The sequence below is a fragment of the Paenibacillus sp. FSL L8-0638 genome (genome assembly GCF_038593075.1).
Classification (GTDB): domain Bacteria; phylum Bacillota; class Bacilli; order Paenibacillales; family Paenibacillaceae; genus Paenibacillus; species Paenibacillus polymyxa_D.
The window spans coordinates 1505137-1518998 of record NZ_CP151960.1 but is presented as its reverse complement, the minus strand read 5'-3'; the positions used below and the strand labels follow the sequence as shown (position 1 = coordinate 1518998).

Below are 13862 nucleotides of genomic sequence, written 5' to 3'. Positions count from 1 at the left end.
ATCAGGACACAGGGGTCACGTTAGCGCAGATCGTGCGCAGGCGGCAGCTTCTTTCCGCACGGACAGTCACTGCGAACACGTCATCCTTTCCTCGAAGGATTATGGTGACAGGCGGACGGGCAGGTATCCTGACTTATGGTAAGATGCATGTCCTGAAATTCCTTCATATGCTTAGTAGCACATAAAGCAGGACTAACCGGCATGTTTCCATTTACAGTGGCGGGACCGCGCCGGACTTACACCGACTTCCCTTTTAACAGCGCAGGCAAGGGAAACCATAGTTTCATCACACTGCGCCGACCTCGTCTGCTGGATATTTGATGTAGTGGTAGTCAAGCCGTTCTTTTACTTGATGATTATAGGTTAAAAAGAGGCTGCTTACAACCCAAACAGCCTCTTTATCCGCTGGTGTCTAGCCTAATGAGGAAGCATTTCTGCTGTGTAACTGTACGGTCCTGCCAACCTCAATTGCATCCTAAATGCTTTTCCCGGCTTCGGGTTCAAACTCCAAAAATCATGGCCCGGTATCAGCATGCAAGCCAACTGGCGAATTACGCCACCATGCGTAACAACCAAAACAGAGGGCGGCGCAGCAGTCAAATCCATGGGTTGAACTTCCATAGCAACACGCCATTCATACAGAGAGTCAAGAAATTTGCGCAGACGATTTACAAAATCTGTCCAAGACTCTCCTCCAGGTGGGGTGATCCGTTGCGGCTCATCAATCCAAGCTCGATACAACGACACATCCTTGAGCATGTCATACGTTTTTCCATCCCACTCGCCAAAATGAAGCTCTCGCAGACATGGTTCCATCATAGGAGGCATAGTAGATAGGGAACGTCCAGACGTCAACTCTGATTCCGGCACAATGATCTGCAAGGTCTGGCGACATCGCATTAAGTCGCTGCAATAGATTCGAGCAAAGGAGTGCCCTTGCAATTTTTCCTGCAAAGGCTTTAATTCCTGCTCTGCTCCCGGTAGCAAACCTAAGTCGGAGTGTCCCAGATATCGACGTTCCTTGTTCCATAAGGTTGTGCCGTGACGAACTAACACGAGTTCCATGTCCCAATGCAGATCTTCTTTAGCATCATACGGCACCTTATCCTCCTGTGAGTTCGGACTTTGTGCGTATTCTACTGTCCTTTTTGCTGCTATATCTTGTTTCAAGATCATGTCACTTCCTGCTCGATCATTATTCAGTGTGTCACTCCTCACCCTCACCGCACCCATCCCAAGGCAAAACAACCTGCGGCTCCTAACAAACACAATCCCACAAACATACTGGACACGGCGAACATCAGCTGGATTGTATGCCGTATATCTTTCGACTCTAGCGGTCGTATCCAATCGCCCATGTATGCACGAAAGGAGCGTACGCCATGATACACATTATAGCCTCCAAGACGAATCCCCAGTGCACCAGCAACAGCCGATTCCGGGTAGCCACTGTTCGGGCTTGGGTGCAGACGAGCGTCTCGCTTGACTGTGCGCCAGCTTCTTGCAGCATTTCGCTTGTACATCCACGCCGCTACCACAAGCATTGCCGCTGTTAGGCGTGCCGGAATGTAGTTAGCCACATCATCCAGACGTGCTGAAGCCCAGCCTAAATGCAGATACTTTTCATTTTTGTAGCCAACCATGGAATCGAGCGTATTCACAGCACGATAAGCCAGCGCCAAGGGTGCTCCCCCGATCAAGGCATAAAAAAGCGGGGAAATAATCGCGTCCACGATATTTTCAGCGACCGTTTCAACCGTACCGCGTACAATCTCAGGCTCATCAAGTTGCTGCGTATCCCGCCCGACTATCATGCCCAGCTCCCGCCGTGCCACAGCCAGGTCATCCGCCTGCAACGCTCGGTAGACTGCCATTCCTGCATCCTTTAGTCCTTTGGAAGCAATCGTGGTCGCAATCAGCACCATTTCTGCGCCGACAGATAACCACGGATGAATCCAGGCAAGCAAGTGCAACAGCGCCCAGGCGAGCGCAAAGGAGCCTCCCGCCACAATGAGTGGAAGCAGTATACCCGCACGTTTCAGCCCTCGGTCACTTCGTACCTGGCGGCGAATCACTTTTTCCAATGCTGAAATGGCATGTCCCATACCGATGACTGGATGCGGCAACCACCTCGGGTCACCAATCAGCCTGTCCAAAAGATAGGCTGCCATGATGATCAAGCTAACTGTCACGCCGCTGTTCCTCCTCCAGCACTTTACCCAATACAGATAGCAGCCTATCGTTGGCTTCTGCATCCCTCACTGCAATCCGAAAATGGCTCGTCGTCAGTCCCGGATACATAGCACAGCTACGTATAAGAATTCCGCGTTGTCCAAGCGCCTGCTGAATAGCCGATGCACTCCACGTACCCGGCGCCCTTGCCAGCACGTAATTGGCTTCACCGGGAACGACACCGCAGCCCCATTCCGCCAAGGCGGTCAACAGACGGTTGCGCTCCGCAGCAATCAGCTCCTGTGTTCTGCGCTCATATGCTTGCCCACTTTTCAGACACGCCTCCCCAGCCAGCAACGCCAATCCATTCACACTCCAGGTCACCTGTTTGGCCGTCATTCGCCGGATATAGTCCGGATGAGAAATCGCATAGCCCAATCGCAAGCCAGGAATGGCATAAAATTTGGTCATTGACCGGATCAAAATCACATGAGGATAGCGATCCAGCACAGGCAGCAGTGAGATTCGCCGTTCCAGCGGAATAAAATCAATGAATGCTTCATCCACCACCAGCACGGTCCCCGTTGTGCCAGCCGCCTCTGCCAGCTCGCACAGCTCCTGCTCACCATATTGCACACCGTTTGGATTATTCGGCTGCCCAAGGAACAAAACATCTACCTGCTCCATGAGCTGAAGAATGTCCTTCACGTCCGCCTTCCATTGAAGCGAGGCTTTCCCGTACACCCGGTTGACCTCGGCTCCGAATTTGCCAGCCAGCTCGGCATATTCCGAAAAACACGGCTCTACTGTACCCACACGCTTAGGAGCCAGTCCCAATAACAAGAGCGCCATGCTCTCAGCCGCTCCGTTTCCGATACTTAACGACTCCGGTGGAACATGCAGTCGCCGTGCGAGCATATTTTTAAAATTCCGATGCCCAGGGTCTGGATAGCGAATCACAGTGTCAAATGAATGTTGCAGCGCCTCAAGCACCTCCGGCGGTGGACCAAGCGGATTAATATTTGCACTAAAATCTACAAAATCAGCAGCAGTCCCGCCAAATGTCGCCGCAGCTGTTTCCCTGTCCCCGCCATGACCGTAAACCTCTATCATTGCCTCTCATCCTTTCCGCCCGTTTCCAATCATTTAGCTCCATTATGAGGCTGCTTTTTGCGTCCCGTCAATGCAAATGAGCTTTTGTACATGGCTCACTTGGGTTACAATAGAAGGAGGCACACATAAAATTACACAGTTTATATACGGAGGAATGGACATGCTGTTCATCGACAACCAGGGGATACACGATCCAGCCATTAATCTTGCTATTGAGGAATACGCGCTCAAGCATCTACCGCTGGACGACAGCTATTTGCTGTTTTACATTAATCAGCCTTCTATTATTATAGGCAAGCATCAAAATACCATTGAAGAAATCAACGCCGAGTTTGTCAGAGATAACAATATTCAAGTCGTTCGTCGCCTGTCCGGCGGCGGTGCTGTATATCATGACCTCGGTAATTTAAATTTCAGTTTTATTACCAAGGATAACGGGGAGTCCTTTCATAATTTCCTCAAATTTACGCAACCTGTGATTGATGCTCTGCGCCAAATGGGAGTAGAAGCTGAAATGACAGGCCGCAACGATCTGCAGGTCGGAGAACGTAAAATTTCAGGAAACGCCCAATTTGCCACACGCGGACGTATGTTCAGCCACGGTACATTGATGTTTAACCTGAATCTGGACAATGTGGCTGCATCACTGCATGCCAATCCCGAAAAATTCAAATCCAAAAGCACTAAATCTGTCCGCAGTCGCGTAGCTAACATCAGCGAACTGATGGACCGTGAGATGACCATAGAGCAATTTCGCGAGGAACTGTTGCGTTTCATATTCGGATCAGAATTGGATCAAGTACCTCAATATAAGCTCACCGATACCGATTGGGCCAAAATCCATGAAATATCCAAAGAACGCTACCAATCGTGGGATTGGAACTACGGTCTATCCCCCGAGAGCAATATCAAGCACACACGTAAATTTCCAGTCGGTATTATTGATATCCGCATGGATCTTAAGGAAGGCTACATCCGTGATATTAAAATCTATGGGGATTTCTTCGGTGTGGGTGACGTTGCTGATATTGAAAATATCCTGCGCGGCAAGCGTTATGATGAAGGTGAGGTACGTCAAGCCTTATCTTCTCTCGATTTGAAGCACTATTTTGGTAATATTGAGTTGGACGATTTTGTTGGACTTGTATTTTTGGAAGACTAACCGTTACTTTTTCCCATCGTTTCAAACCAATACTTCAGTGGTTATAAGGGGACAGGCTCTTATAGGAGCCGTCCCCTTTTCATTGCGATATTGTCATTTTGAATATTATAAGATACAATTTTAGCATTGCCCCATGATAGAGATAAAGGAGAGAATACCGACATGTATAAATTAATTGCCATTGATATTGATGATACACTCATTAACGACCAGAAAGAAGTTACACCAGCGACACAACAGGCATTAGAAGCTGCTGTAGCGAAAGGTGTGGTGGTTACCCTCGCTACTGGACGAGCTTATGCCTCTGCACACAAAATTGCTCGCCAGACTGGTTTGAACGTGCCGATCATTACGTATCAAGGAGCTTTGGTTAAAAACCTGCTGGACGAAAACGTGCTGTATGAGCGTTATGTTCCACTCGTGGCTGCACGTCGTCTGTATGAATTCTGCGTGGAACGCAATCTGCATCTGCAAACGTATATTGATGACAAATTGTACACACGTGAAGATAATCAGAAAATCAAAGATTACACGGAGCTGAACAACACGGAATATTTTGTAGAGCCTGTATTCAGTAAAGTTATAGAGCAGCCGGCTCCTAAATTGCTGATTATCGACGAGCCGGAAGTGTTGGATGAATTAATTCCTGAACTTCGCGTACTGCTTGGCAATGAAGTTCACATTACAAAATCCAAGCCTCACTTTCTGGAAATTATGCACCATGAAGGCACCAAGGGTCACGCGCTTACCTTCCTTGCAAACCATTTTGGCTGTGAACTGTCGGAAACGATTGCCATCGGCGACTCTTGGAACGACCATGAAATGCTTGAATGCGCTGGTCTCGGCATAGCGATGGAGAATGCCATTCCTGATTTGAAAAAGCTGGCTGATTACATCACTCGTAGCAATAACGAAGACGGTGTTAAGCACGCCATCGACAAATTCGTACTCAATGTTGAATAAACAAAAAGTGCCTGCTCCCATAATTCTTAAATGAAGTAATACAACAACAAAGCCTCCAAACTGTCGCATGATCAGTAACATACGACAGTTTGGAGGCCTTTTCTGTCAGATCATATAATAACCTGACCGCTATAAAATATCAGGCAGCAGAACGTAACTTACGCCTGTTCACCAAACGGATAATTCCATTGTTCATAAGGATTAGTCCGGTCACAATGAGCAGCACCCCAGCCAGCATCCACCAGCTTACATGCTCTCCATACAACAACGCTCCCAAGCCCACCGCAATCGGCGGTGATATATACAGCCACGTCGTCGGAAACAGGGGATTTGTACGCTCCATGAGCCAGTAGAACAGTGTATGTGCAATCATCGAACCAAACAGGATCAGATAGAGTAAAGACCCCATGGCAGGAAGGTACTGCCACCCCTCAGAACTCCACGGTTCCGTGATCGCAGACAGTAACAGCAGCATCCATCCCCCATGGATCATTTGCGCCGCATTCAGGGCAATCGGGTTCGTTTCACGAAATACATCCATCACTCGCTTGGAATAAAGAGCTCCCCCTGAATAACACAGCTCCCCCAGCAAAATAACAAGGCATCCCGCCAGCCACAGACCACTGATCTGAACCGCCAATCCGGGCAGCACAACCAGCACCACACCAAGAAAGCTGATCATGCAGCCAACGACCGTAATCCGTGACGTTTTTTGCCGTAGCAGTACAGATTGCAAAATGACGATCATCATCGGTCCGGTTGCTGACAAAATGGCTCCGATCCCCGAACTGACATATTGCTCAGCCCAATACAAGGCCGAAAAGGTACCGAAGGTCGTTCCTGCTCCAATCAGCAACATTTCCTTACGCCATAATAACGACCATCGTACTTTTCCGGTCAGCTTCATAGCGATGAACAATATCGCCCCTGCGGCGAAAAAACGTACCCCTGCCGATAAAAACGGCGGAAGCCCGGCTTCCACTCCCACTTTTATGGCCAAAAACGTTGTGCCAAAAATAAGACACATTACTGTAAACGCGATCCCAATCATGATACGTCCCTCTCCCTTCAGTTGCTTTTAAGCATACAGGGAGACGAACAGAACAGTTGTATAACTACAGAACAGTTGTATACGTTTTTGAAGTGCTATATAGTACAATACACACAAAGGAGCGTGGATAGCATGGGTAAGAACAACAGCGAACTACTTTTTCCAGCCGATCATGCCTTAAAGCTGTATGAGCAGGTTATCCATTATGTAACTGTGCGGATCGATCGCGGGGATTGGCAAACAGACATGAAGCTGCCGTCCGTACGAAGCTTGGCTCAGGAGCTGGGTGTACATCGGCTAACTGTTTTCCGGGCATATCAGGAGTTGAAGCAACGAGGACTGGTCTATGTAAGGGACAAATCAGGATATTACGTTCATGCTTCCCAAGCGACTGGACATGCAAAATATGCTGGCTACTCGGGACATACGTCCATAGACCTCACGATTCACTCCAAATCTGCCCATGCGGCAGATGATCCGTCAGTTTCAGCCTGGAGAGGAATGGATGGACTTACCCGCGTTCAATCAGTGAATGCGAATTTCCAGTTTTCCAAAGCGCTGATTGACCCCTCTCTCCTGCCCAACCGATTTTGGGGAGAGCTGATGATGCAGGTTTTTGAAAAGCATCCGAAAGTAGCAGCCACCTATTCCGCTGTACAGGGTGATACCGAGCTTCGGGAGGCCATGGCGCAGCATTTTAGCGTGGATAAGCATTTTGCTTTATCACCGGATGAAGTGATGATTACCTCGGGAGCACAGCAAGCCATTGATTTAATTGCCCGATCTCTGCTCCATACAGGAGACCGTGTATTGATCGAACGCCCTGCCTATGGCCCTGCCATGGAAATATTCCGTAGACAAGGCGTGCGGCTGACGATGACAGATATTCGACCGGAAGGTTATGATATGGACCAGATTGAATGGTGCATGAAAACGGAAAAACCACGCCTCTTTTATATGAATCCAACATTCCACAACCCGACGGGCTTTACAGTACCCGATGAGCAGCGCAAACGACTGCCAGAACTAGCCGAGCGCTATGGCTGTCTCATTGTTGAGGATGACAGCACCTATGACATCAGCTTTGGGCAAAAGCCCCCTTCTCCGATTTTCGCCTATGATGTTTCGGGAAGCGTCGTCTACATTCGAAGTTACAGTAAATATGTCGCACCCGGTCTACGAATCGCAGCCGTGACCTGCCGACCACAGCTCATGAACAGCCTGCTCAACGTCAAAGCGTTGGTGGACAATGGATCGCCACTGCTGAATCAAAAGCTGTTTTTACAATACTTTCAATCTCCACGTATGCAGCAGCATATTAAAAAGCTATGTATCGCGCTCCAGATTCGTAAGGAAACGATGGAAGACAGTCTCCGCGACTCCGGTTGGACATGGACCAGCCCGGCAGGGGGACTCAACCTGTGGCTCCAGCTGCCTTCTACGTTGAAACCCAATGAACTACTTTCCAGAAGTGTACATGAGTCTGTTTCCTTTGTCCCCGGCAATGTATTTGATCCCATCGGCGCAGAGGGTAAAACGCATGTACGGCTGTCCTATTCATACGCCAACGAGCTACAAATCAAAGAAGGAATCTCCACCCTTCTACGTATCAGTCAAACGATGTGAGGGTAAGGGGCACCTTTATTCTAACGGCAAACTCATACCGGTGTGTGCCAAGCTAATCCCTTCCAGAAGCCCATAGTTGCGTGTGACATCCACATCATGGGACATATGTGTAAACACTGTGCTTTGGGGTTTAAGCCTTCCTATAAGCTCCTGAGCCTCCAGCATGTCGTATACGGAACGGGTAGCATACTCGGCCTCCTCATGATAAAAACTCGTTCCCAGGACGAGCAAATTCAGATTGTGCAAGGGCAGAATTTCCGCCTCATTCAATCCAATCGAATCCGAACAGTAAGCCCACGAGAAGCCGTCCTTCTCCAGACGATAAGCGTAGGCATATCCGTTCTTCCCGTGATTCACACGCCATCCCCGGATATTCCACCCGCCAAGTTGGGCTCCCTGATCTACTGGAATAAGATCCAGGTTTCCAGAGAGCCAGGAAAATTGACGCAAGATCGTATCGATCACTTCCTGTGGCGCATACAAGCGACCTCTATTCCCGGTCCAGCGACAGGCATCTGCCCATTCTGGTAATCCTCCAATATGGTCAAAATGTGCATGTGTCACAAGGATCGTAGGGATAAAACGCAGACCACGTAATTCTAGCTGTCTGCGCCAGTCCGGGCCACAATCAATCATAAAGTCCTCCGTCTCGCTTTCGATCAGCACAGACGACCTCAATCTTACATTCGCCCCTGTCGTGCGAGCTTCTGTGCATACGAGACAATCACAATATACACGCGGAACCCCCATTGCATCCCCCGTGCCAAGAAAAATAAGCCGATTCATGGTTTAACTCCTATCTATCTGGGTCTTTTTACTACTATTATAACGAACAGACCGATTCTACGTAAATCATCTGCGTAAATCCTTCCAGCGTCCAACGCCAAAAGGAGCATGCCCAAAGCCGTGAAACCAGGCTAGACATCCCCCCCAAGCGTGATCGTATATATTTGAGGATTTTGCAAAATCCTGATTTTTAAATGATGATAGGCATGGGATCTTCCTTCAAGCGGTTTTCCACCATCCAGCTGGACTGGTCATTATAGAGATAGGCTCGATGCACCAACACTCGCACCTGCTGACCAGGTTCCAGCGTAGACTTCTCCAGCGAACGGTATGTCATGAGACGATGGTCCCCAACCTGTACTTCAACCATCCACTCACTTCCACGAAAATGCAAATGCTTCACTACGCCTTCCTCGGTCGCCGACAGAAGCGTAAACTCCTCGCTTGGCCCGACATCAATATATTCCGGACGGATCAAGGCACGTGTTCCCACTCCAGCAGCTTCTTCGAAGCCTCTGAGACTGCCTGCCTGTTCAATCACCGTAGATTCCCCAATGAAGGAAGCTACGAACGGGGTACCCGGTTTTTTATAAATATCCCAAGGCGTTCCCTTCTGCTCCAGTCGTCCCTGATTAATCACCATAATTTCATCCGCTACTTCAATCGCCTCATCCTGATCATGGGTGACAAAAATTGAAGTAATGCCCACCCGCTCAATCAACTCTCGCAGCCAGGTCCGCAGCTCCTGACGAATCTTGGCATCAATAGCTGCAAAAGGCTCATCCAACAGCAGCAATTGAGGCTCTGGTGCCAAAGCACGCGCAAAAGCAACTCGCTGTCGCTGTCCACCTGACAACTGATGCGGATAACGATGCTCAAATCCCTTGAGCCCCGTTAGTTCGACCAACTCTGTGACCCGTTCCTTGATGCGGGTTTTGGAGCTTTTTTTCACTTTCAGACCAAAGGCAATATTGTCGTAGACGCTCATGTGCTTGAACAAAGCATAGTTTTGAAATACAAATCCGATTCCACGTTCCTGCGGGGACAGCTCGTTTACCCTTTTTCCATGAAAATGAATTTCTCCCGCATCCGGTTGCTCCAGACCCGCCAAAATGCGAAGAATGGAGGTTTTTCCTCCACCACTTGGACCGAGTAAGCCAATAAGATGGCCCGCCTGAATATCAAAAGATACGTCCTTTACTGCATGAAAATTACCGAAATGCTTGTTTAATCCTCTTACTTCCACATGCATATCCGTACACTTCCTTTCCGCTTCTGGACCTGTTCAGGAACAGCAGCAGCCTTGCTTACCGCAAAGCACGTACCTCATTTAAAATCATTTAATTATTCCAATGCATATACTATGTTTTTTTCTTATGTGATACTTTATCAAAGGAAAGTAATTTTCGTCAACTCTATATATTATCTTAGGAATTAAAAGGGTAAAGTATTAAGAAGAAAGGAGATGGAGTTATTGTTGCATACTTTAGAATTATCCACTATACAGCGAGATGAAATACGCGATATTACACGAGAGGTTGCTTCATTGATCGAAAAAAGCGGGGTGCAACAAGGAACCGCACTTGTTTATTGTCCGCACACGACAGCCGGCATCGCCATTAATGAGAATGCAGACCCAGATGTCAAACATGATGTGATGTTAAGACTAGATGAAGTCTATCCGTGGAAGCATCCCCAATATCGCCATATGGAGGGAAATACAGCGTCCCACCTAAAATCCATTACGACAGGCCCCTCACAAACGATCATCATCCATGACGGAAAGCTGTTGCTCGGACGATGGCAGGGACTTTATTTTTGTGAATTCGACGGACCACGCAGACGCCAATACCATGTAAAAATCATGGAGGGCTGACGGACCAGGTAAAAAAAAAACAGACCATGATGTTTTCCTACTGGATGCATCATCGTCTGTTAAATTCTTAGTCGCTTTCGCAAAGTACCGTAATGATAAGTCACCGTCATGAAGTGCATACACCTAGAAAAGCGCCCTATATGTTCATGGGCGAAGCGTGTGAATGCAGGTACGCTCATAGGTGTCTGCACAGCAGCTTTACATGTGCTAAAGCAGCGGGCCTAATTTCTTCAAATGTTAAACCGTCCTGAATATAAAAGGATACAAAGCCATGCATGGATAAAAACAGACTTTTCGGTACCCTTGAGCAATCTTCCTCCGAATGCCCCTGACCACTCAATTCTTGACGGATCATGGATGCAAATAGTTCCACACAACGATTTTGTTCTGTGCGGCAGTATGCAAATAGTTCTTCATCGTGCATCATGAACATAATTTCGTACTGATATGGATTTTCCAAACCAAAACGGATAAATTCCAGCATCAAGTATTCGAGTCTGCTCAGGCCATCATCAGGTGTACCTGTTGCTGCTTGCAGTAGAATCCCACGCAATGTATTAAAATCTTCAATCACAATGGCATAGAACAGTTCAGCCTTCTCTTTAAAATGATAATATAACGAACCATGACTGTAACCCAGATGCTGGCCAATGCTGCGCATTGAAATCGCACGGTAGCCCTTGGTAATAAACAAGTGCCTGGCCGCTTCCAGAATCCGCCCTCTTGACAACTCCTGTTCTACTGCTCTTCTAGCCATATTATTTATTCCCCTTCAATAAAGTAAAGCTGCTCTCCCTCCGACACAAGCGATTGCCCCTGCGTCAAGTCTGTTATCCAGTTGCTAAAGGATTCCGCATCACCAGCCAGCGGCAGACAGGTTAAGGTAACTTTATCCGTAAACATTGTTTCTCCAGTGCGGATGCTGCGATTGCGTAATTCATTTTCCACTTTGCCCAACCAGGTATAATCCAATTCTACAAAAACTTCACGATGCAGTACACGCGTAATGGCATCCCCCGCCTCAATTGCTGCAACAGCACCATCTGAATACGCGCGAATCAGACCGCCTGCTCCCAGCAAAATCCCACCAAAGTAACGGGTAACAACAATAGCGACATTTTTCAGCTTCTGGTTGCGGATCACCTCCAAAATAGGCTTTCCAGCCGTACCGCTCGGTTCTCCGTCATCCGATTGCTTTTGGATTTCGTCTCTTTCCCCAATCATGTAAGCAGAACAATTATGGGTGGCGTTCCAATGCTCTTTTTTGATGCGCTCTATGAAAGCAGTTGCTTCTTCCTCAGTTTGAACAGGCTGAATGTGGCCGATAAAACGGGATTTTCGAATCACAATTTCCTTGTTGCCGGCACCGCGTACGGTTCGGTATTGTTCCAACATACACGTATAACCTTCCTTACTTCATTTTACAAGAAAGCAGTCCCCCGCTTCTGGCAGCTGGTGAACTGCTTTCCTGTACTTTAATTGATGCTATACACTATAACACTTCTGACCGAAATCCTGTTTCGCATCAGAGGTTACAGCACTCTTATTCAGACAATCTCGCTTCAAGCTCAGCTTTTTCTTTTTCGAAGCCTGGTTTGCCGAGCAGCGCAAACATGTTCTTCTTGTAAGCTTCTACGCCCGGTTGATCGAACGGATTTACGCCCAACAAGTAGCCGCTGATGCCGCAAGCTTTTTCGAAGAAATAAGCAAGATAGCCGAAAGAGTAAGGGCTCAAGTCAGGAATATTTACAATCAAGTTCGGCACTTGTCCGTCTGTGTGAGCCAGCAATGTACCTTGGAATGCTTTTTTGTTTACAAAATCCACAGTTTTGCCTGCCAGGAAATTCAGTCCGTCCAGATCATCCTCATCTGCTTCGATGGTGATGTGACTAGGTACATTTTCTACTTGGATTACCGTTTCGAAAATGTTGCGGCTGCCTTCCTGAATGAATTGTCCCATGGAGTGCAGGTCTGTCGAGAAATCAACAGAAGCAGGATAAATGCCTTTGTAATCCTTGCCTTCGCTTTCTCCGTACAACTGTTTCCACCACTCGGATACAAAATGAAGGGACGGCTCATAGTTTACGAGAATTTCAATTGCTTTACCTTTGCGGTACAAAGCGTTACGAACGGCTGCATATTGATAAGCTTCGTTCTCAGCTACATTCGGGTTGCTGTATTCTTTGGAAGCGTCTGCCGCCCCCTGCATCATTTCTTCGATGTTAATGCCTGCAGTAGCAATCGGCAACAAGCCTACTGCTGTCAGCACGGAGTAACGACCACCCACATCATCAGGAATAATGAAGGATTCGTAGCCTTCTTCGTTAGCCAGTTTTTTCAAAGCGCCACGTTCTTTATCCGTTGTTGCATAAATACGTTTGCGCGCTTCTTCTTTACCGTATTTTTTCTCCAGAGCTGCACGGAATACGCGGAATGCGATAGCTGGCTCTGTTGTCGTACCTGATTTGGAAATGACGTTCACAGAGAAGTCTTTACCTTCAATCAGTTCCAACAGATGATTCACATATGTAGAGCTGATGTTGTTGCCTGCAAAATAGATAGCTGGACCCTTGCGTTGATCTTTAGGCAGTGCATTGTAGAAAGAATGCGACAGCATTTCGATCGCAGCACGTGCTCCAAGGTAAGAACCGCCGATACCGATTACGATCAGTACTTCAGAATCGCTTTGAATTTTAGCAGCAGCCTTTTGGATGCGCGCAAACTCTTCTTTATCATAATTGGTAGGCAGGTCGATCCAACCTAAGAAATCGGAACCTACACCGGTTTGGTTGTGCAGTTGCTCATGAGCCAGCTTGATAGGCTCTGCAAAATAATCAATTTCGTGCTGACCTACAAAGGAGAGAGCTTTAGTGTAATCAAAAATAACTTTTTTAGACATGTTTGGAACCTCCTGTTTGGTATTACTAAGACCATGAATACGAACATAAGGACTTAGGAATAGGATACTTTAATTTGCTGGGCCTGACAAGCTTGCGTTACCTACGTATCCTGTGCTTGACAGCCCCTCCTGTAGATAGGGTAGCATGCCCATGCTACAATTAACTGAGATCAACCTGTTTCAATATTCAATTCAGGGCCGACTCGCATCTGCA

Annotated in this window: 13 protein-coding genes and 1 riboswitch; of the genes, 4 read left to right on the top strand and 9 right to left on the bottom strand. The window is 47.6% G+C overall.

The genetic code is table 11. The features are described from left to right. Positions 1-100: 100 nt before the first annotated feature. Positions 101-295, bottom strand: a riboswitch (cobalamin riboswitch). 122 nt (positions 296-417) lie between these two features. From MKY35_RS06775 to cobD, 3 genes are read right to left on the bottom strand one after another with little or no spacing between them, the layout of a single operon-like run. Further along, a complete protein-coding gene (locus MKY35_RS06775) occupies positions 418-1170 on the bottom strand; it encodes a histidine phosphatase family protein (protein WP_342446618.1) in 753 nt (250 codons plus the stop codon). A 50-nt stretch (positions 1171-1220) separates the two neighbouring features. Beyond that, complete coding sequence (gene cbiB, locus MKY35_RS06770; protein WP_342445950.1) at positions 1221-2192, bottom strand: adenosylcobinamide-phosphate synthase CbiB; 972 nt, start codon at positions 2190-2192, stop codon at positions 1221-1223. Next, a complete protein-coding gene (gene cobD / locus MKY35_RS06765) occupies positions 2182-3285 on the bottom strand; it encodes a threonine-phosphate decarboxylase CobD (RefSeq protein WP_342445949.1) in 1104 nt (367 codons plus the stop codon). The genes cbiB and cobD overlap by 11 nt, the downstream gene beginning before the upstream one ends. Before the next feature lie 160 nt (positions 3286-3445). On the opposite strand from cobD, the gene MKY35_RS06760 reads away from it, so the two are divergent. Then, the gene (locus tag MKY35_RS06760) at positions 3446-4447 is read left to right on the top strand and encodes a lipoate--protein ligase (RefSeq protein WP_029516385.1); all 1002 of its coding nucleotides are present in this window, start codon (positions 3446-3448) and stop codon (positions 4445-4447) included. A 162-nt stretch (positions 4448-4609) separates the two neighbouring features. Further along, positions 4610-5410, top strand: a complete 801-nt coding sequence (locus MKY35_RS06755; protein WP_029516384.1) for a Cof-type HAD-IIB family hydrolase — start codon at positions 4610-4612, stop codon at positions 5408-5410. A gap of 139 nt (positions 5411-5549) precedes the next feature. On the opposite strand, the gene MKY35_RS06750 is transcribed toward MKY35_RS06755, so the two are convergent. Then, the gene (locus tag MKY35_RS06750; RefSeq protein ID WP_342445948.1) at positions 5550-6461 is read right to left on the bottom strand and encodes an EamA family transporter; all 912 of its coding nucleotides are present in this window, start codon (positions 6459-6461) and stop codon (positions 5550-5552) included. A gap of 132 nt (positions 6462-6593) precedes the next feature. Here MKY35_RS06750 and MKY35_RS06745 point away from each other — a divergent pair, with 132 nt between their 5' ends. Beyond that, positions 6594-8087 carry a PLP-dependent aminotransferase family protein gene (locus MKY35_RS06745; RefSeq protein WP_342445947.1) on the top strand — a complete coding sequence of 498 codons (1494 nt, stop codon included), beginning with the start codon at positions 6594-6596 and terminating at the stop codon, positions 8085-8087. A 15-nt stretch (positions 8088-8102) separates the two neighbouring features. Here the strand turns inward: MKY35_RS06745 and MKY35_RS06740 are convergent, their stop codons facing one another. Both MKY35_RS06740 and cysA read right to left on the bottom strand, forming a co-directional pair. Then, positions 8103-8873, bottom strand: coding sequence for an MBL fold metallo-hydrolase (locus MKY35_RS06740; RefSeq protein WP_342445946.1), 771 nt, complete (start codon positions 8871-8873; stop codon positions 8103-8105). 190 nt (positions 8874-9063) lie between these two features. Then, the gene (cysA, locus tag MKY35_RS06735; RefSeq protein ID WP_342445945.1) at positions 9064-10125 is read right to left on the bottom strand and encodes a sulfate ABC transporter ATP-binding protein; all 1062 of its coding nucleotides are present in this window, start codon (positions 10123-10125) and stop codon (positions 9064-9066) included. A gap of 222 nt (positions 10126-10347) precedes the next feature. Here cysA and MKY35_RS06730 point away from each other — a divergent pair, with 222 nt between their 5' ends. Further along, positions 10348-10749 carry a secondary thiamine-phosphate synthase enzyme YjbQ gene (locus MKY35_RS06730; protein ID WP_342445944.1) on the top strand — a complete coding sequence of 134 codons (402 nt, stop codon included), beginning with the start codon at positions 10348-10350 and terminating at the stop codon, positions 10747-10749. A gap of 175 nt (positions 10750-10924) precedes the next feature. Here MKY35_RS06730 and MKY35_RS06725 read toward each other — a convergent pair whose 3' ends face one another. From MKY35_RS06725 to MKY35_RS06715, 3 genes are all read right to left on the bottom strand, one after another. Then, on the bottom strand, positions 10925-11506 hold the full coding sequence (locus MKY35_RS06725; RefSeq protein ID WP_029516378.1) for a TetR/AcrR family transcriptional regulator: 582 nt from the start codon (positions 11504-11506) through the stop codon (positions 10925-10927). Positions 11507-11511: 5 nt separating this feature from the next. Next, positions 11512-12144, bottom strand: a complete 633-nt coding sequence (locus tag MKY35_RS06720; protein ID WP_023987635.1) for a YigZ family protein — start codon at positions 12142-12144, stop codon at positions 11512-11514. A gap of 148 nt (positions 12145-12292) precedes the next feature. After that, a complete protein-coding gene (locus tag MKY35_RS06715; RefSeq protein ID WP_013369975.1) occupies positions 12293-13648 on the bottom strand; it encodes a glucose-6-phosphate isomerase in 1356 nt (451 codons plus the stop codon). Between the last annotated feature and the right edge of the window lie 214 nt (positions 13649-13862).

What these genes read in the sequence shown, in the direction of transcription:
- cobD (WP_342445949.1), bottom strand. Translation starts at nt 3,285, where the DNA reads ATGATAGAGGTTTACGGTCATGGCGGGGACAGGGAAACAGCTGCGGCG.
- MKY35_RS06760 (WP_029516385.1), top strand. Translation starts at nt 3,446, where the DNA reads ATGCTGTTCATCGACAACCAGGGGATACACGATCCAGCCATTAATCTT.
- MKY35_RS06755 (WP_029516384.1), top strand. Translation starts at nt 4,610, where the DNA reads ATGTATAAATTAATTGCCATTGATATTGATGATACACTCATTAACGAC.
- MKY35_RS06750 (WP_342445948.1), bottom strand. Translation starts at nt 6,461, where the DNA reads ATGATTGGGATCGCGTTTACAGTAATGTGTCTTATTTTTGGCACAACG.
- MKY35_RS06745 (WP_342445947.1), top strand. Translation starts at nt 6,594, where the DNA reads ATGGGTAAGAACAACAGCGAACTACTTTTTCCAGCCGATCATGCCTTA.
- MKY35_RS06740 (WP_342445946.1), bottom strand. Translation starts at nt 8,873, where the DNA reads ATGAATCGGCTTATTTTTCTTGGCACGGGGGATGCAATGGGGGTTCCG.
- cysA (WP_342445945.1), bottom strand. Translation starts at nt 10,125, where the DNA reads ATGCATGTGGAAGTAAGAGGATTAAACAAGCATTTCGGTAATTTTCAT.
- MKY35_RS06725 (WP_029516378.1), bottom strand. Translation starts at nt 11,506, where the DNA reads ATGGCTAGAAGAGCAGTAGAACAGGAGTTGTCAAGAGGGCGGATTCTG.
- MKY35_RS06720 (WP_023987635.1), bottom strand. Translation starts at nt 12,144, where the DNA reads ATGTTGGAACAATACCGAACCGTACGCGGTGCCGGCAACAAGGAAATT.
- MKY35_RS06715 (WP_013369975.1), bottom strand. Translation starts at nt 13,648, where the DNA reads ATGTCTAAAAAAGTTATTTTTGATTACACTAAAGCTCTCTCCTTTGTA.